The 17,671-nt window shown below is 42.5% G+C and carries 14 protein-coding genes; 3 read left to right on the top strand and 11 right to left on the bottom strand.

The annotated features are described in order from the left end of the window. Positions 1-106: 106 nt before the first annotated feature. Together L1D60_RS18460 and L1D60_RS18455 are read left to right on the top strand one after the other, a co-directional pair. The gene (locus L1D60_RS18460) at positions 107-376 is read left to right on the top strand and encodes an AlpA family phage regulatory protein (RefSeq protein ID WP_239842388.1); all 270 of its coding nucleotides are present in this window, start codon (positions 107-109) and stop codon (positions 374-376) included. Between the two features lie 490 nt (positions 377-866). Then, entirely contained in the window at positions 867-2,882 is a 2,016-nt protein-coding gene (locus L1D60_RS18455) for a hypothetical protein (RefSeq protein ID WP_239842387.1), read from the top strand. Positions 2,883-2,983: 101 nt separating this feature from the next. On the opposite strand, the gene L1D60_RS18450 is transcribed toward L1D60_RS18455, so the two are convergent. The 11 genes from L1D60_RS18450 to L1D60_RS18400 form a co-directional block, all read right to left on the bottom strand. After that, a complete protein-coding gene (locus tag L1D60_RS18450) occupies positions 2,984-3,760 on the bottom strand; it encodes a SprT family zinc-dependent metalloprotease (protein ID WP_239842386.1) in 777 nt (258 codons plus the stop codon). After that, entirely contained in the window at positions 3,760-7,038 is a 3,279-nt protein-coding gene (locus L1D60_RS18445) for an HsdR family type I site-specific deoxyribonuclease (protein WP_239842385.1), read from the bottom strand. Before L1D60_RS18445 ends, L1D60_RS18450 begins: the two co-directional genes overlap by 1 nt. 13 nt (positions 7,039-7,051) lie before the next feature. Then, positions 7,052-8,392 carry a P-loop NTPase fold protein gene (locus tag L1D60_RS18440; RefSeq protein ID WP_239842384.1) on the bottom strand — a complete coding sequence of 447 codons (1,341 nt, stop codon included), beginning with the start codon at positions 8,390-8,392 and terminating at the stop codon, positions 7,052-7,054. A 24-nt stretch (positions 8,393-8,416) separates the two neighbouring features. Then, a complete protein-coding gene (locus tag L1D60_RS18435) occupies positions 8,417-9,292 on the bottom strand; it encodes a GIY-YIG nuclease family protein (protein ID WP_239842383.1) in 876 nt (291 codons plus the stop codon). Next, positions 9,292-10,560, bottom strand: coding sequence for a restriction endonuclease subunit S (locus L1D60_RS18430; RefSeq protein ID WP_239842382.1), 1,269 nt, complete (start codon positions 10,558-10,560; stop codon positions 9,292-9,294). Before L1D60_RS18430 ends, L1D60_RS18435 begins: the two co-directional genes overlap by 1 nt. Beyond that, positions 10,550-12,067: a type I restriction-modification system subunit M gene (locus L1D60_RS18425; protein ID WP_239842381.1), complete on the bottom strand. Its 1,518-nt coding sequence runs from the start codon at positions 12,065-12,067 to the stop codon at positions 10,550-10,552. Before L1D60_RS18425 ends, L1D60_RS18430 begins: the two co-directional genes overlap by 11 nt. Beyond that, positions 12,067-12,705 (bottom strand): restriction endonuclease subunit S, encoded by a 639-nt coding sequence (locus L1D60_RS18420; protein ID WP_239842380.1) that lies wholly within the window; start codon positions 12,703-12,705, stop codon positions 12,067-12,069. The genes L1D60_RS18425 and L1D60_RS18420 overlap by 1 nt, the downstream gene beginning before the upstream one ends. Next, entirely contained in the window at positions 12,689-13,057 is a 369-nt protein-coding gene (locus L1D60_RS18415; RefSeq protein ID WP_239842379.1) for a hypothetical protein, read from the bottom strand. The genes L1D60_RS18420 and L1D60_RS18415 overlap by 17 nt, the downstream gene beginning before the upstream one ends. Positions 13,058-13,307: 250 nt before the next feature. After that, the gene (locus L1D60_RS18410; protein WP_239842378.1) at positions 13,308-13,889 is read right to left on the bottom strand and encodes a recombinase family protein; all 582 of its coding nucleotides are present in this window, start codon (positions 13,887-13,889) and stop codon (positions 13,308-13,310) included. Between the two features lie 417 nt (positions 13,890-14,306). After that, positions 14,307-14,447, bottom strand: a complete 141-nt coding sequence (locus tag L1D60_RS18405) for a hypothetical protein (RefSeq protein ID WP_239842377.1) — start codon at positions 14,445-14,447, stop codon at positions 14,307-14,309. A gap of 1,366 nt (positions 14,448-15,813) precedes the next feature. Next, positions 15,814-16,065 (bottom strand): hypothetical protein, encoded by a 252-nt coding sequence (locus tag L1D60_RS18400; RefSeq protein ID WP_239842376.1) that lies wholly within the window; start codon positions 16,063-16,065, stop codon positions 15,814-15,816. 246 nt (positions 16,066-16,311) lie between these two features. Between L1D60_RS18400 and L1D60_RS18395 the strand changes: the two genes are divergently transcribed. Beyond that, complete coding sequence (locus tag L1D60_RS18395) at positions 16,312-17,637, top strand: AAA family ATPase (RefSeq protein ID WP_239842375.1); 1,326 nt, start codon at positions 16,312-16,314, stop codon at positions 17,635-17,637. Positions 17,638-17,671 lie beyond the last annotated feature (34 nt).

The following is a 17,671-nucleotide window of genomic DNA, read 5'->3' as shown; positions in this document are numbered from 1 at the left end:
TTTCTCGCTCATTTAATAGCATTTCGCTGAGCACTAGTACTCATAGTTTTAAAAACCTAATTTTCAACAACCGCTTGATTAATAAGCATAAAAACACAGGTTTTCTATGAGCAATAACTTCAAGATCGAACGTAAGCATGACGTTCTAGCACGTATTCCATTCTCCAAAGCTACACTACACCGTAAAATTAATGACGGCTCATTTCCGCCATCGATTTCGCTCGGCGCAAATTCTGTCGGCTTCCTATCCCATGAAATTGATACTGTCATCGCAGCGATGGCATTAGGTAAAGATCTAAGATCTGTCGTCTCTGAACTAGTCGAAAGACGCCAGTCACTGTTTGAAGAAACCTATTATACAGCGCTAGCTGCATAACTCGCTTTCTTAGCATGCATCGCATGCTGTCAAAAAGTGGGATTTTTCTTCTGTATATATAAATAGCAAAAGATCCCACTTCTTTTATTCATCGATAGATATAAGAAGTTGAGACATGACAACTATCGCAACAGGCTTGGCATCTGAGCACCTACTCTTAAATGCTGCAAACACCAACAAGATTACGCTGCTATCAAACAAAGAGATTCAATTCTCATCGACTGACTCTAGGTTGATCGCTTTATCAAAACACAGTGAGCTAGACAAAGTCGTAAACTATTACCATGACTCCGTCGGTAGTGTTACTCGCGTAATCATTGACTCGCAAAGCCACTTGAACACAGCTATATGTGTTTTACAGAAGAATTTTTTCACTACTCGACTGCCCGTTTTCGACATCAAATCAAAAGTAACTTTATGCCCAAAACGCAGAAGCACTGAGTATTTATTGGTACTTTACAATTTGGCTCCGCGCCAAGAATACCTTCGAATGATAGCTAAAAACTTAAGCCATCAGTTTCCTCTAACTACAATGGAACCAAAAGAGATCGTAAGCAAGTACATCGCACGCGATCACCTTATTTTCGATGAACTACTCATTGCATTGAAAGAAGAAATCTCAAAGCGTAAAAGAGCTGTTGACGAGCATTCATCCATATCTGAATCATTCAGCAGCAAGCACTTCACAAAGCTAAGCTCAATTGACCTTGAGCAAGAGCTACAACAGTGCTCAACATTAGCAATCAAGGCAGCTACAGGTACAGGAAAGACAAAACGTTTGTTCGGCCCGCTTGCACTACATGCAAGCGAAAAAGAGCGAGTTGTGTACGTGTCTCACTTGATCGCTTTGGTTGAACAATTTTGCCATGACAACAAGGCTACTTCTTATTCTTCAAACAAGCTTAACGAAGTCGAAAACTGCGAAGCTTTCGGTGTTGTTATAAACAGCATCTATAAAGATATGTTTTTGGATAAACTAGCTAACTGCCACACGCTGATCATCGACGAATTTGAAAAAGTGTTCAAATCAGTTGTTTGCTCTGATGACAACCAGCAGATGCAGCGTAACAAGGTATTTGATTCCTTATGTTACGCAATAGAAAAAGCGCCCAATGTCATCGTCGGAGACGCCGACCTATCTGATATTAGTCTGGACTTTATTCAAGGGCTAAGAGGGAAGCTAAAAGTGCTACATTGCACCGAAAACCCTTACACGAACATTCATGCTATCGTGAAAGACAAAGCCACCTACCTGACGAGTGAGATAAGTCAAAGGCTTTGGTCAGATAAGGCTTTTCTGTTTGATTCAGTCAACACCCTCAAACGTACAGCAAAAGCGTTAGGTTTTGTAAATGACAAGAACCTATATTGTGAGGCGTCAGCTCTAAAGCAAGATGTCTTAATCCTTCACGGCGACAATAAGGGACTAGAGGAGCAGAAGGAGCTTCTTTCAAACCCAAACATTCATATTCATAAATACCGTGCTATTCTCGTCTCGCCCTGTTTAGCTTCTGGTTTTTCAATAACTTCTCACTTCACTAATAGAGTGACGGTCATAGCCGACAAAACACTATGTCCACGCGAACTGATCAACTTTGCTAGACGATTTCGTAGCGCTCGTGAGATCGTATTTGCAGTCAACAGCACTAAAGAAGTTGTAACGCAAGATACTCCTCTGGCGCTTAAAGGACACAAACAAGAATGGTTTAACTGGATGAGGAAATTTAAATCTCGTGTTGGGCAACTAAACTCAGCGCTGGATGCAAGCCTCTTCTTCACACTAGAGCATCTTGGATTCAAAACGACGATAGAAAGTCATAAAGCTTCAGATTTGCTTAGTGTCATGCGCCAGATCCGCCAGGATTCTCGTGCATATTTCAAAAGCTTAGTTAAAGCAATTCTTGAAGCAGAGGACATACAACTGAGTGCGCTCTCGACAGCTCTTAGAAGCAACGCCATCATTAGCGAACTCGAACCCGCTATCATTCGCTCGACCATAAGGCAATACTATCGTCTTGAAACATTGACTGAAGAAGATGTTCACTTTCACTTCCAGTTTGATAGAAGTATCTTCTCGCTACTACCTTTGGTACGAGATGATGAGGAACTCAAGCTAGATGATGAAATCAATCAATTAGATGTCGATGTTGCTCAGTTTCTTCATTCAGTTCTGCTTTTAGATAACCTGTTCGATGAAGCAAAATCTAAGGTATTTTTAAATCAGGATGATATGGTCTCAATTTCCGAGAAAGTACTATCAAAACGAGAGGCCTTAGCGCTTGTCTTTAACAACGATAAACTCAAAAGAAAAAAAGTTGACTCGCAGAAGAAAGCAACTCAGTTCATAAGAAAAATATTATGGTCATTAGGCTTCAAACTCGGCAATTTTAGTCCAACGACGAGGCGAGCCAGAGTGTCACTAGATCCGAGAGCGAACCAATATCGTACCTATATCCGTCAGAAGCTAGAACTCCCCCTACTCCTTAACAATTCTTCAGTCGAATAAGAATTACAAACTTATAGAGCAAAATTGTCTGAGGCTCCGTCGCCTTTGCCTCAGACAAAATACAGGCGAACCCCATAGCCTATGAAGACTCAACGCTCTATCTACTCATTTAAATAAAGCTCAGCCATCCCATCCAATCGGCTTTTCACTTCTTTCCAATGAGGCATCACGCTTGTTAGTAAGCGCCAAAACCGTTCACTGTGATTGTGTTCTGCAATATGACAAAGTTCATGCAATATCACGTAATCAATACACTCTTTAGGAGCTTTGATTAGGTGAGGGTTGAGCATCAGATTTCCTTTGGCAGAGCAGCTTCCCCATTGCTTCGCCATGGAAAGAACACGAAAGCTGGGTATTCCCTTTATCCATGCTGCTTGTGGTAATAGCTCGGATAGGCGCTCGTGAAAAATGCGCTCAGCACGTACCAGATACCAGTTCCGAACCAAAGCCTTTACCATAGCTTTTTTATCATCATTGAACCGTGTCAGGGTAACCAGGAGCTTACCTCGGCTCATTTTTACCGAAGGTAAAGCATCTCCATCTTCAACGACTTTAAGCACATAACGTCTACCAAGGTAAAACTGCATCTCTCCACTAACATAATGTTTCGGCTGCATATACTCCAAATGGCTGCGAAACTCTTTAAGTGCGTCGTAGATCCACTTGGCTCGTTTCATTACTGCTTCATGAATGTCACTACGCTGAACATCTTCTGGAGCCGTGATAATAACCTCGCAGTTTGGATGAACTTTGATAGTTATCTTGCGTTTCTTGCCTTCTGGGTGAGGCTTACGAACCACCTCGTAGGAAATAGCTTCATCACCGTAGATGAAGCTATATTCTTCTTTGTTATCTTCTTTTGAACTTACCGATGTCATTAATGGTGACCTGCAACACCAAGGCGAGTAATCTGGATAACGTCAGCGATGATAACCTTGGCTGTATCCATGCCGATAGCTTTAAACAAAACAGGTAACAGCTTACGGCGGATTTGGTTCTCGATTTCTTGTGGGTTAATGGAGAACTCAGCAACCGACGCAGTAACTACCTCATCAATTTGTATTGCATAGTTGAAACGCTCATCTTCACTAAGGACATTTATATCCCCAAGGTGTTTCAAGAACAGGCCAAAGTATGCCTGGACATGGCGCTTAATCTTTGGCTCTAGCTCTGCAAAACGATCAGTTGGCATGCCTTCAACATTGCGCTCTTTTACTTGCTCTTCAAAATCAGCGAATAGCAAGTATTGCTTAACAGGTGCATCGAACATCTCTTTGGCTTGTTGGATAGCCTGCTTAAGTAGTTTAGAAAAGTACTCTTGAGCGTATGGATCGTCCGCCAAGTCCTGCTCAATCATTTTGGTTACACGACCTGTAATCGCATCTTTCTTATTCCGAGCTTCATCGTCCGTTAAATCTTCAGGCTTAACGTCTTTACCCATATTACCAACAAGATAGGCTCCCTTAGGCTCTTGGATTTCCACGCCACCGATATGTTTATCAAGCATGGTTCGAATATTTTCGGCGTACTCGTCGTAATCAACAGTCTCTTCCGCATCTTCACGTACTTGTCTTCGTAGCTCAGACATTGACTTCAGCGTTTTTTTGTATAGTTCACGCTTATCATCAAAGCTCTTATCTTCGAAGTAGGTGGCTGATTGCAAAGCAACTTTCAAGCAGTTAGAAAATGCTGTAAGAGCCGTATAAAAATCTTCACGCTTCTTCTGGTTGGTATCGGTTAATTGTCCATCTATAGTGTCTATCTTAGGAGCTAGAACCTGACGCAGTGCTTGACCATCTTGCTTATTTTGTACGCTTTCGAAAATAGCCCATAGATCGCTATAGAGGCCAGGAAGCTTCTTATACTCGGTGTCCATGCGATGGTAGAGACCTTTTAGGTCATCGATGTTAAACCCGCCCTTAATACGCTCCTCAAGTTCTTGATAGCTGGCAATAGATGCGTCTAACTCTTTCAAGATACCTCGATAATCAATGAGGTAACCAAACTGCTTTTTCTGGTGCAGGCGGTTTACACGAGCTATCGCCTGTATCAGGTTGTGTTGTTTTAATGGCTTATCGATATAGAGCACAGTGTTTTTCGGCTCATCAAAGCCTGTAAGCAGCTTATCCACCACAATCATGATGTCAGGGCCATCTTCCTTGCTGAACTCATCGATAATATGCTGGGTGTAGGCTTTCTCATCCTGCCCAAAATCAGATTTTAGGACGTTTTCAGTCCACCAATTCTGTACAAGATCTTTGCTTTCACCGTCAACGGTATCATGCCCTTCACGCGTATCAGGTGCTGACATGGCAACGACTGATGTCACTTTACCAATAGAATCTAATAGCTTCTTATATTGGATAGCAGAGGCTTTAGAGTCACAGGCAAGTTGTCCCTTGAGACCTTGGTTCTTGAAGTTTTGGAAGTGATCAGAAATATCATGAGCGATAAGCTCTAAGCGACCTTCGGTTTGATAGATCTGGCCTTTTTGCGCAAACTTTCTCTTTAAGTCGGTGCGCTGCTTTTCTGAGAGAGAATCGGTAATGCGGTCGAACCAAGCATCAATGGCTTTGTCATTAGTGCTGAGATCTGGGATACGCTCTTCATACAATAGTGGAGTAACAGTTTTATCTTCTACCGCTTGCTGCATAGTGTAGGAGTGAATGATCTTACCAAACTTGTTTTCGGTCTTATCATCTTGTAGCAGTGGTGTACCCGTAAATCCGATGTAAGCTGCTTTCGGCAAAGCTTGCTGCATACGGATATTGTTCTCACCATTTTGGCTACGATGGCCTTCATCAACCAGCACGATAATGTCTGGGCTATCGTTATAGCACTCAGGCAACTCAATCGCAGTACCAAACTTATTAATGATGGAGAAGATAATACGTTCGTTCCCTTTGCCGATTTGCTCGGCTAAGCGGCGGCCTGTAGTTGCCATAGCCGACCTTTTATCTTTGTCAGATAGAGCACCGCCAGAGGCGAAAGTGCGGGCGAGTTGATCTTCTAGGTCGACACGGTCGGTTACCACTACCACGCGACATTTAGCTAGCTCTTTTAGCCAAATCAGTGCCTTGGACAGGAATACCATAGTGAAAGACTTGCCAGAACCCGTGGTGTGCCAGATCACGCCACCGTTACGTGCACCTTTTTCATCGAATGAGGTAACCCGCTCAACCAAGGCTTTAATGCCGAACACTTGTTGATAACGAGCAACGATTTTGCCCGCTTTCTTGTCGAACAAGGTGAAGAGTTGGGTCATTTCCAGTAGTCGGTCATGACGTAACAAAGATACCAACAATCGGTCTTGGTCGGTTACCACAAGGTCACCACCTGCAATAAGAGACAGGTACTCATCGCGAACTTTGGCAGGACGGTGGTTGAAGATAAGATCCAGTTTATCTTGAATCAGTGCTGTGTTTTTCAAACGTTCAAAGGTAGCTTCAGTGATTTCTTCTTCTTTCCACTTAGCCCAAAACTTTTCAGGTGTTCCGCAGGTAGCGTATAGCCCTTCATGACCATTCACAGAGAGCAGTAGTTGGCTGTAAGCAAACAGATGAGGGATCTCATCTACCTTCTGGTTGCGGATGTTTTGCGAGATGCCTTCGGCAACCGTTGGTTTTCCCTCGGAAGATGAATCAGGGCGTTTTGCTTCTATGATTACCCAAGGCAAGCCATTTACAAAGCAAACCACATCAGGGATACGTTTACCTGTTCCATGAGCGTTGTCGACTTCTAGCTCTTCAGTGAAGTGATATTTATTGCTGCTTGGTGTGCTCCAGTCGATGATGTCGATGGTCGGGTTGGCTTTTTTACCGTCGATAAACTCGGTGACACTGATGCCATAAGTGAGGGCGTTATACAACTTCTCATTTGCTGCTTTTAAGCCTTCATTCATGGCTGGGTTCGCCAGCTCATGAATAATCTTGTCGATGGCTGATTCTGATAGCTTGTTCTGCTTACCCATGAAGGTATATGTTTTGTGTTTAAGCACATCACGTAATACATCAGGCAAGATAACCATCGCTCGGTTTCCTCGTTTCACCAAGCATTCGCTTGGTGGGATAAACGTGTAACCTAGGTTACTCAACAGCGTCAATGCAGGAATTTTAGCACTCTGTTCTTCTCGGAAGTTAGGTACATTAGGTTTCATTTTTTGAGCGTCCTTAATGCAGAGACAAAACTGTTAATGCGTCTTTACAGATGGAGGCATACCCCTCATCAGGCCTAAAGAAGCTGCCTCTAAAGTAACCATCAGCGAAGCTATCCCATTTTTCTTTGTTTTCATTTCCTTCAGGAATGAAAGTTTCTGAGTTTTTACAGTTGCTAGAGCATATCAGATAGCAGAGCAATTCCATCTCGTCTGGACGAGACTGGCCAGTTAGTATCGTTAATCCAGTTTTGCCTAAAATACTACCAACATCTTTAGCATCAAATGATTGAGATAGAATGGCGTTGCCTAGTTTCGGTCTTATTGAATAGATAGCGATAGCCAGAACAGTGAGAGTTTTATAACCAAAAATTGTAATGTTGCTCAGGTGTCCTTGCTGAGACAGTGCAACATACACCTCTAAATGGCGTACTAGTGTTTCAACTTCTCTTAATGATAACTTGTTGATCTTTACGATTTGTTCTATAACCCGAATGGAACCGCACTCCTGTAGCTTTAGGGGTTCTAGCACATTACTGGTTCTAACTAAGTTTTTATAATGACTTAATGAAACGGATGTTTCTTGGTAGGTATTAAGTCCTTGTACTTGCGGTAGACTAAAGGAGTATTTGAGAAATTTATCTAAGTACCTTTGCGCGTCTACGGTCTCTCCATAGCAGTGGTTGATAGAAGATCTTAGTTGCTGGCTATTGGTGACTAAGACAAACTGCACACCTTCAACGTTAAATGTATGCTTAATGATCTCCAGCATGTTAACTGCAAAGTCAGGTCTACAACGGTCAAGTTCATCGACAAACAACACAATAGGCTTTTCCTGCGCTATCCCTTGAAGTGTTTCTTGAAGCGTTTTTAGGCTTTCTGATGCCTTGACGTGATCCTTCAGTACTGACTCTACCGATGCATCAATGGCTTTGTTGGCTGCTTGCTGAATTTCTTTATCAAAGTCATTAACTACGTCAGCAGCATCTTGGCGAAGCAAATGTGCTACCCCAGCTTTTGCTAAAGTCTTCAAACCGTATCTTGCCGCTGGTATAGCTTTCTTAATAAAACTCTCTTTATCTTCCTCTGACGGCAGGATATTAACAACTTCGGCTAATACCGTTAAGAGCGGCTCATCAGCATGATCAGCTTGGAAGGCATCCACATAGATAAGGTGATGTGTATCTTCTTCAGTCATAAGATTGATTAACTTATGGCAAAACTCTGTTTTCCCTGTCCCCCAACTTCCATCGATAACCATAGGAGAAATGTCTATATCTGCTCGTAATAGTTGGATTGCTTTTTCTGCGATCTGCTTACGCTGAAATTCATCTCGATCGTTAAACGTGATGCTCATAATACCTAGCCTTTGTTCTTAGTTTTAGTTAATGCTTTGTTCAGTAGCAGACTCTAGCGTTCTTCCTTGATGCTCATGCAAGGTGACACCTTTGTCTGTTTTCCAATCAAGCCAGCCATTAGAAGTGCCTAGCAAGAGACACATAGATGCACCACTAGGGGTTCTAAATAGGTAGTCGCGTTGAAAGACAAAGCGTTGACCATCAGTAGTAACTACGCCCTTGGCAATTAACGTGTCACGCTTATCATAAAAGCGTTGATCGGTTTTTCTTTTTGTCGTCATAGGTGCCGACGAACCTTTTAAGATAACCATCCCTTCACTGGTATAGATGCCTTTTGCATCAACACCAGCGCGATTACAGATAAAGGTCTGTTCCGCCTTTTCCGTTGTTGGCTCAGTAAGCGGTTCGAAAATCGGATAACCCAAGGTTGCTAGAAGGAGGCTGCCAATATCATGGATTTCGTCGCAATCGGCTTTGAGAGGGATAGGCGTGTGAGGCTTTTGCCCACCATTTCCATTGAGCAAATAGTAGCGTTGGCACGCTTTCGCTTTTTCAATTGAAAGCGACTCTAAATACAGCACATGGGTTTGGGTTAGATTATTGGTGAGAGATACTAAGACTAAGGCTCGCTCCCAGTCTTTAGCTTCGCTTTTATGGTGTTGCATCAACCGAGCCCCCACATCACCAGATTGGCCGATATAGCATTCCTCTTTGTTATCACCAGAGACAAGGAAGTACAGACCTACTTGCTTTGATTCTGACATATTAACAAACTCTGCCATTTCGCTACGCGGCACCTCAATCAAACGAATGATTGAAGTAGTTTGTTCGGCTATACGAATACCAGATGGATCTCCACTAGGTAAAAATATCTGGATGGTACGAGGTCTCTTATTCATTATGCGGCTTCCATTTCATCAACTTTTACACGGCGCTTACCCGTCAACAACTGCTGCATCAATGCCTTTTTCTCTTGTTTAAAGTGAGTAAGCTTGGCTTGAAGTGCCTCGATTTCTTTGTCGGCAGCGGTGAGTACTGAGGCGATTTTTTGTTGTTCATTAAGTTGTGGAGCTGTGATCGCCAACGCCATAAAGTCAGAAGGTTTTACATTTAGAAGGCCATGAGCACGCCCACCTTCTGCTGCAACTTTGGTTAATCCTCGATTGAGTAAACCAGACTCGAAGTACTGCTCCATAAAACAACTTGAAGCAAACTGCTCATTTTTAAGTTCAAAGCAGATATACAAGCTTGTTACTACGGCATCTTCATATCGATTAAGTCGTTTAATTGCTCCCATCGGATACCCATTAGAATAACTCTTGTTATATGCGAACTGACCTTTCCGTAAGATGAAGTAGTTGTCTAAAGTTTCAGATGCAACCGACTTCTTGAAGAACTCTTCTTGGCGAATCAATCCATGTTGGGCAGAAATGGTCACAACATTGGTGCTTTGCCCCTTATTCTTCTCAGTAACTCGGTCAAAGAAATGGCTTAATTCAATTTCTTCCCACTCACCATCAAATGCCTTACCCGTATCAGGGTTCACCAAACGTTTCTTACCCGTCAAAAGTTGCTGTATCAGGGATTTTTTCTGCTGCTTGCTGGCTTCAATCAGCTTTTCAGTGGTGGCAATCGCTTTGTCCCATGTTGAGAGGATTTTGGCGATTTTGCGTTGTTCAGCGTATGGAGGAAGGGCTATCTTTAGTTTCTTGAAGTAAGGCAAACCAATCGTTTTAATCGTAGAACCAACAGCTTGTCGTTCAAACTCATGCTTGTTAAGTTGCAACCAGTTATACAAAAACCAGTTATGGATTTTATTATTAATATCACACTTCCAAGCGATGAAATGCTGGCTGACCGCCATAGGTTCTGCCATCACCCCACTTTTACCAATTCCAGCGTCACGAGAAAGAACGACCGTTCCAGCAGGGTGTACTTGTGCAGAGGAGTTATCAGTACCTAGTTTGGATATTTCTTTATCTGTTTCTTCGACTAACCCTTTATCTAATCGGAAGCTATCAGCTAATGAAATCCACTTAATCCCTCCATCCCAGTATTCTGGAAATGATTTACTAGGTGTATGACCACTGCATCTTTCAGCGTAATTGTCTAGCAGTCCATAAGACCAACCATCTGGAATCTCAGATGAATTTAACTCACGCGCCATAACCCAATTCCTCTAGGTAACCTGCCATCTCGGCTTCTAGATCAGCTAGCTCATTTTGCAGAGCCAGACGTTCACTGCGTACCGCTACTAAGTCGATCTCTTCTTCTTCCTCAAAGGTATCCACATAACGAGGAATATTGAGGTTGTAGTCATTCTCGGCAATCTCTTCTAGCGAAGCTAGGTATGAGTATTTGTCTGTGGTTTCACGGGCTTTGTATGTATCAACAATCTTCTGAATGTTCTCAGGCGTAAGCTGGTTTTGGTTCTTACCAGATTTAAACTCACGAGATGCGTCAATAAACAGCACCTTGTTATCATCTTTCTGTTTTTTGAAAATAAGGATCGCGGCAGGGATACCAGTACCAAAGAAAAGTTTTTCGGGCAGACCAATTACTGTATCTAGCAGGTTTTCGTCAATCAATTGCTTGCGGATTTTCCCTTCACTAGATGCACGGAAAAGTACACCATGAGGCACAACCACACCCATTCGGCCAGTTTGTGGTTTAAGCGTTTCAATCATGTGTGAGATAAACGCATAATCACCTTTGGTCTTAGGTGGAATACCACGACGGAAGCGGCCAAAGTGGTCATTACTTGCATCTTCAAAACCCCATTTATCAAGGCTGAACGGCGGATTCGCCGTAAGTACGTCAAAGTGGAGCAGGCCGCCTTCTTTGTCTTGCAGTTTAGGGTTACGGATGGTGTCACCCCATTCGATGCGGTGGTTGTCTTCACCATGCAGGAACATGTTCATTTTCGCCAATGACCATGTTGAGCCAATCGCTTCTTGACCAAACAAGGCATACTGCTTAGAACCACCAAAGTTCTTTTGTACTTGTTTACCACACTTCATTAATAGCGAGCCTGAGCCAGCACATGGGTCACAGATGCTATCGCCAGGTTGTGGCTCTAGGATAATGGAAAGGAGATCAGATACTTCTGGGGGTGTATAGAACTCGCCAGCAGATTTACCGCTGCCAGCAGCGAAATGTTTGATGAGGTACTCGTAGGCGTTACCAATCACGTCTAGCGAACCCACTCGGCTTGGGCGTAGATCGAGCTTTTCTTTGCCAAAGTCTTCTAGTAGGTGACGTAGGATATCGTTCTTCTGCTTTTCATCGCCGAGTTTGTCAGTGTTAAAGCTGATGTCTTGGAATACGTTCTTTAGCTTAGTGCCGTTAGCTTCTTCGATGGCATGCAGTGCTTGGTCGATGCGAGAGCCATTGCCAGCTTCATGACGAGCATCGTAGAGATCCCAGAAAGTAGAACCTGTAGGGATTTGGAATGATTGGGTGCCCATCATTTCGGCGATTAGCTCTGGTTCATCACCGTATTCAGCTTTCAGCTCTTCGTACTTGTCTTTATGTACATCAGAGATGTACTTCAAAAACAGCATGGTCAGGATGAAGTCTTTGTAGATCGATGGATCTACTGTACCTCGGAACGTGTCACAAGCAGACCAGACTGCTTTATTGATTGCATCTTGGTTAATTTTATTATTCATCATTATTTATCCCCATTAAGTAATTGTTGAAACATGCCCTGAAGCATTGTTTTGCGATTCATTAGCAAAGCTTGGGTCAAGGTCTGCTCTTTTTCCCATAACTGGTTCAGGTGGAGTATTTTCTTCTGCGTCTCGATAGATGGGATATCAAGCTTTACCTCATTGCCTATTGATGTTTTAAGCATGACAGCCATTGATGACCCCTGACTACCAGCGCCTTCTGACAATAAAAATTGAGTGTGGGGCTGATTCAATGACCAACACAAGAATTCAGGTATAACCTCAGGTTTTGGAGTAAGCACTAAAAACTGACTGGTCACAACCAAAGGTGAAGAATCTTCTGAACCATTTATGACGCACGATGCTTGAAAATAGCCACCTCTCGATCCTCTGGAAGGCAGTATCACTGTCCCCGACGTTACAAGTGCCTTTTTCTTACCTTGCCAATCAATGGCTGGAAGCTTGCTAGGATCAAGGACGTATGAGTTTGTCGCTTCTGCTATTTCACGCACATCTTTAATCTGAGCAATATGAGCATTACCGTTTTCAGAACCAACTTCTTCAACTTTCTCGCGGAAAGTATAACCTGTTCTAATATCAGCAATTTCTTTCAATAAACGAAGATTAGTGTTTTGAGGCATAAATACTCTCCAGTTCAATTTGCTTCACTAGAAAGCAGGCTTTTTTAGTGGAGCCAGCACATTTGAAAAATTTTGCATCAGCCCATCCACACCTTTTTGCCTCACCTAAAAACCATTGCTCCATTTTTACTGTGAGTTTCTTTCGAGCGTCGTTGTTACATTTGTTATAAATCTTAATAACCCGCTGATATTCACAAATAATTGAATCATTTTCTTCTGAGGCCATAGGGAACTGATACTGAGAACGTTTTTGATCTTTGTTACTATTGATAACGTTCGTTTTATGGCTACTCTGAAAGAATGTGGTGGTAATTGCTTGCACTTGAGCGGTTATTTGGTAATCTTGATTCATAATTTATCTCCTACTATATGTCTAATCGTCGTATTGAGATTTAGGTGGGATACAGGTGGCCGCCTGTACTCTACCAATAAGTTTAAAAAATGCAGTAGCTCCTCTACTGTTCAAATTGTGTGATAACAATATTATGCACCTGGACTAATGTCAAGGTGCTTTTTACACTTTTTCTCTACTGTATTTTTATGAGTGAGCTTGCCCAGTACAAGTAAACGGTGCTTTCTAAACGGATAGATATGTATCTGGCTCAACTGTTCACGGTATTCCAGTGACGCTTAATAGTCGCTATTCCTAAGCTTAAATGAATAGCAGCTTTACTCTGCGACATTCCAGCTTCTTTACACTCTTGGACTCGTCTGGTTGTTTTAGTAGCCTTGGGTCTACCTAGTCTTTTTCCTTCAGCTTTAGCTCTGGCTAACCCTTCTTGTGTCCGCTCTGTTATACGGTTCCTTTCAAACTCTGCAAATGCTGAAAACATCTGAAGCATGAGCTTCCCTTCTGGTGAACTGAGGTCAGATACAGGCAGGTCTAAGCAAATGACACGAATTCCCTTTTGGATCAGTTTACCGATAGTCTGTTGTACATCGATGTTATCTCTACCAAGTCGATCAAGTTTTAGAACGACTAAGGTGTCACCTGCTTCTATTTTATGTTCGATTAAATTTGAAAATTGTTCTCTGTCTGTAGCCTTCGTACTGCCAGAGACAATTTCGCTAATTACACGATGGTCGATCACATTATAACCAGCGTTGCGAATAGCTAAGATTTGGTTTTCGGTTGTTTGTTCCGTCGTTGATACACGACAGTAAGCGAAGGTTCTTCCAGTCATTTGATTCTCGTATCATAAAGTCTAGTATCATTATATCATTGGTATCATGAATTAAATAGGTACATTTATGATACCACTTTAAGTACTCCTTTTCTGGTGTCGTATAACGGTTGATTTTTGATACCACTGAATATGATGAGATTGGGCTTATATTTTCTTTACTTGCAGATGTGTTGGTTGATATTTGCACACACTGAGTGCGGAGGCTAGATCACATGTATAGACGGCGCACAAAGAGAGTATGCTAGTTTGATATAGAATCTCTATCGTTAGTTAGGGCTGACAAATGTAAATTAAATGGTATATTAACCTGCCAATTGCAGCTTTTGCGGTACATTATATTTCCTTTGCGTTTATTTTTGATGAAAAATGTGTTATAACTATTATAACGTTTATAACAATTATAAATTTATATAACTAATGTAAGGAGTGAATGTTTTTCAGCACTCCCATGCAGAATAATCCCCAAGCGTCGTCTTTGAAAACACTGCCATTAATGGCACTTCTAATGCCACCAATGGCAATGTTACTGTCTTTAATGGCACTTTCATTGCCCATGCCCCGCACTCCTTGAGTGCGAAATTGCTATCGACTCACACTCGCCGAGTGCGAAGTTTACCTGCTCAAAGTAGTTTTGAACGGTCATGTTGTTCTTACATTTATATCTATTATTCGATTAGCTCGGACTTCACTTGTTATCGTCACCGTCTTACCGAGCACTTAAATGAATAACGAGTCGAATATCACGCTAGAGCTCTAGCGCGATACTTTGCGCCTCCCACGCGTGGGAGATACCACTGGTTATCACCATCGTCCTACCAAGCACTTGAATAAATAACGAGTTAAATGTCACGCTAGAGGTCTAGCACGATACTTTGCGTCTCCCACGCGTGGGAGATACCGCTGGTTATCACCATCGTCCTGCCGAGCACTTGAATAAATAATGAGTTAAATGTCACGCTAGACGTCTAGCGCGAGACTGGCCGTCTCCCACGCGTGGGAGATACCGCTGGTTATCACCACTGTCTTACCGAGCACTTGGATAAATAACGAATTAAATGTCACGCTAGACGTCTAGCGCGAGACTGGCCGTCTCCCACGTGTGGGAGATACCACTAGTTATCACCACCGTCCTGCCGAGCACTTGAATAAATAACGAGTTAAATGTCACGCTAGAGGTCTAGCGCGATACTTTACGTCTCCCACGCATGGGAGATACCACTGGTTATCACCATCGTCCTGCCGAGCACTTGAATAAATAACGAGTTAAATGTCACGCTAGAGGTCTAGCGCGAAGCTTTGCGTCTCCCACGTGTGGGAGATACCACTAGTTATCACCACCGTCCTGCCGAGCACTTGGATAAATAACGAGTTAAATGTCACGCTAGAGGTCTAGCGCGATACTTTACGTCTCCCACGCGTGGGAGATACAGCTGGTTATCACCACTGTCTTGCCAAGCACTTGGATAAATAACGAGTTAAATGTCACGCTAGAGATCTAGCGCGATACTTTGCGTCTCCCACGTGTGGGAGATACCACTGGTTATCACCACTGTCTTGCCTAGCACTTGAATAAATAACGAGTCAAATGTCACGCTAGAGATCTAGCGCGATACTTTGCGTCTCCCACGTGTGGGAGATACCACTGGTTATCACCACTGTCTTGCCGAGCACTTGAATAAATAACGAGTCAAATGTCACGCTAGAGGTCTAGCGCGAGACTTAGCGTCTCCCACGTGTGGGAGATACCACTGGTTATCACCATCGTCTTACCGAGCACTTGAATAAATAACGAGTCAAATGTCACGCTAGAGGTCTAGCGCGAGACTGGCCGTCTCCCACTCGTGGGAGATATCACTGACTATCGTCACTGTATTGTCGAACACTTGAATGAATGGCGAACCAAGCTTCACTAGACATGAAACTAAACGTCTACTTTTTCGATCAATAATGCCTGTTCACCTGCAAACTCGATTACTAGTTCTTCCGCTATATCAATGTAGTGCGGATAGCGACAACTAAACAGAATAAGCTTCCTCTTGTTATCAACTACAGCTCGAATATTATTCATCCCACTATCAATCAAAAATTGATTATTATTCCAATTGCATTGAACGGCGCGTTCAGCGTTAAATTTGGTTGTCGATAACTCATTTAGCACTTCTCCGATGTCCATTTTCGGAGTCACCACTAAAGCTATTTTGCAATATGACACTTCAACCGCCTTAACTAATTAATTATCAACATTTATCTTACCAAGCACTGGCTTGTATAGCGCTCCTTTTTACCTACTCCAAAATGAGCCAGTTGAACAGTAGCGCCACACCACACTTAAATGCGCTTAAAATAGTAAAACCTCACATTTTAATGCGCATAAAAGTGTAATAATAAGCATGAATAACGCTTTAAATCGGGTGCTTAAATGGATCGTACACTACTTAAAAACATAGTAGCCTGGAAAGAAAATAAAACCAGAAAGCCTCTCTTAATTGACGGAGCTAGACAAACAGGAAAGACCTTCCTACTAGAAGAGCTTCTAGGAAAGTCATTTGAAAATATTCTAAGAATCGATTTTCTAGAAAACCCTGAATTTATAAAGGCTTTCTCTGGTTCTCTCAACCCTAATGAAATCATTACTAATATTGAACTTTTAACTGATAAGGTCTTTGATTTATCGACAGATCTTCTCATCCTCGATGAAATTGGCGAGTGCCCGAGAGCTATGACAGCTCTAAAATATTTTGCAGAGAAGACCCCTAAAGCTTACGTCGCCGCATGTGGCTCCAATATCGATCGACTCACTTCATTTCCAGTGGGCAAAGTAGAGCAATACGAATTAAGGCCACTTACTTTTAAAGAGTTTTTATGGGCCTCTGAACAGAAAGCTCTTCAAAAAGCCTACGAGCAACAGTTGAATTCTGCCGCAGTCCATACCAAGTTACTTGAGCTACTTACTGATTATTACTTTGTTGGCGGTATGCCTGAAGCCGTAAACTCGTGGTTCGAAAACTCTGAGCTCAGTATTATTGAACGTCTTGAAACAGTATCGGAGATACATAGAAACTTAATCGAAGGTTACATGCGTGACTTCGGAAAATATTGTGGCAAGATTGATTCGCAGTTAATAGAATCTGTTTTTAAAAATGTTTCCGCTCAACTTTCCTCGGTGTATGACGACTCCGTCAAGCGTTTTAGGTTCAAGGGTGTCCATGAGCACAAATCACGGTATGCAGAATATGAAAGTGCTATTTCCTGGCTTCATAAGTGCAAACTCATTTTAAAGAACCACCAAATCGATGGACAACCAAGAGCTCCATTGTCAGCACATAAGAAAGAAAACATCATTAAGCTGTTCCTCTTCGATATTGGACTACTTAACCATATGCTTGGAACTAGCTACCGTGAAATGAAGCTACAACGCTATGATAACAAAGGCTATATCGCTGAGAATTATGTACAACAAGAGCTAGCTGCAATGGGATTTGAGCCCTGTTACTCTTGGAGAGATGCACGAGCAGAGATAGAGTTCATTATCGCGGACGAGCTAGATCGTATCATTCCTGTTGAAGTAAAAAGCGGAAAACGCACTCGGGCAAAATCACTGCAATCCTATATCGAGAAGTGCAGCCCTCACAAAACCATTAAGCTGACGGGAACTCAAGGATCTCCAGCATCAGAAACAGAACACATTGTTATGCCTTTGTACTACACGGAATACTTGCTTGAGCACCTAAGAAACATCGGCTAACTGGCAGACTATTGACTCTTCTTTGAGGGAAAGG

Origin of the sequence: Vibrio sp. Isolate30 (assembly GCF_022397975.1) — a bacterium.
Classification (GTDB): domain Bacteria; phylum Pseudomonadota; class Gammaproteobacteria; order Enterobacterales; family Vibrionaceae; genus Vibrio; species Vibrio fortis.
Note: the sequence above shows the minus strand (reverse complement) of the source record. Positions and strands in the feature narration are given on the sequence as shown.

Coding starts and splice junctions, on each gene's coding strand:
- L1D60_RS18395 (WP_239842375.1), top strand. CDS start 16,312: ATGGATCGTACACTACTTAAAAACATAGTAGCCTGGAAAGAAAATAAA.
- L1D60_RS18400 (WP_239842376.1), bottom strand. CDS start 16,065: ATGGACATCGGAGAAGTGCTAAATGAGTTATCGACAACCAAATTTAAC.
- L1D60_RS18460 (WP_239842388.1), top strand. CDS start 107: ATGAGCAATAACTTCAAGATCGAACGTAAGCATGACGTTCTAGCACGT.
- L1D60_RS18415 (WP_239842379.1), bottom strand. CDS start 13,057: ATGAATCAAGATTACCAAATAACCGCTCAAGTGCAAGCAATTACCACC.
- L1D60_RS18410 (WP_239842378.1), bottom strand. CDS start 13,889: ATGACTGGAAGAACCTTCGCTTACTGTCGTGTATCAACGACGGAACAA.
- L1D60_RS18425 (WP_239842381.1), bottom strand. CDS start 12,067: ATGATGAATAATAAAATTAACCAAGATGCAATCAATAAAGCAGTCTGG.
- L1D60_RS18420 (WP_239842380.1), bottom strand. CDS start 12,705: ATGCCTCAAAACACTAATCTTCGTTTATTGAAAGAAATTGCTGATATT.
- L1D60_RS18450 (WP_239842386.1), bottom strand. CDS start 3,760: ATGACATCGGTAAGTTCAAAAGAAGATAACAAAGAAGAATATAGCTTC.
- L1D60_RS18435 (WP_239842383.1), bottom strand. CDS start 9,292: ATGAATAAGAGACCTCGTACCATCCAGATATTTTTACCTAGTGGAGAT.
- L1D60_RS18445 (WP_239842385.1), bottom strand. CDS start 7,038: ATGAAACCTAATGTACCTAACTTCCGAGAAGAACAGAGTGCTAAAATT.
- L1D60_RS18440 (WP_239842384.1), bottom strand. CDS start 8,392: ATGAGCATCACGTTTAACGATCGAGATGAATTTCAGCGTAAGCAGATC.
- L1D60_RS18455 (WP_239842387.1), top strand. CDS start 867: ATGATAGCTAAAAACTTAAGCCATCAGTTTCCTCTAACTACAATGGAA.
- L1D60_RS18430 (WP_239842382.1), bottom strand. CDS start 10,560: ATGGCGCGTGAGTTAAATTCATCTGAGATTCCAGATGGTTGGTCTTAT.
- L1D60_RS18405 (WP_239842377.1), bottom strand. CDS start 14,447: ATGGGCAATGAAAGTGCCATTAAAGACAGTAACATTGCCATTGGTGGC.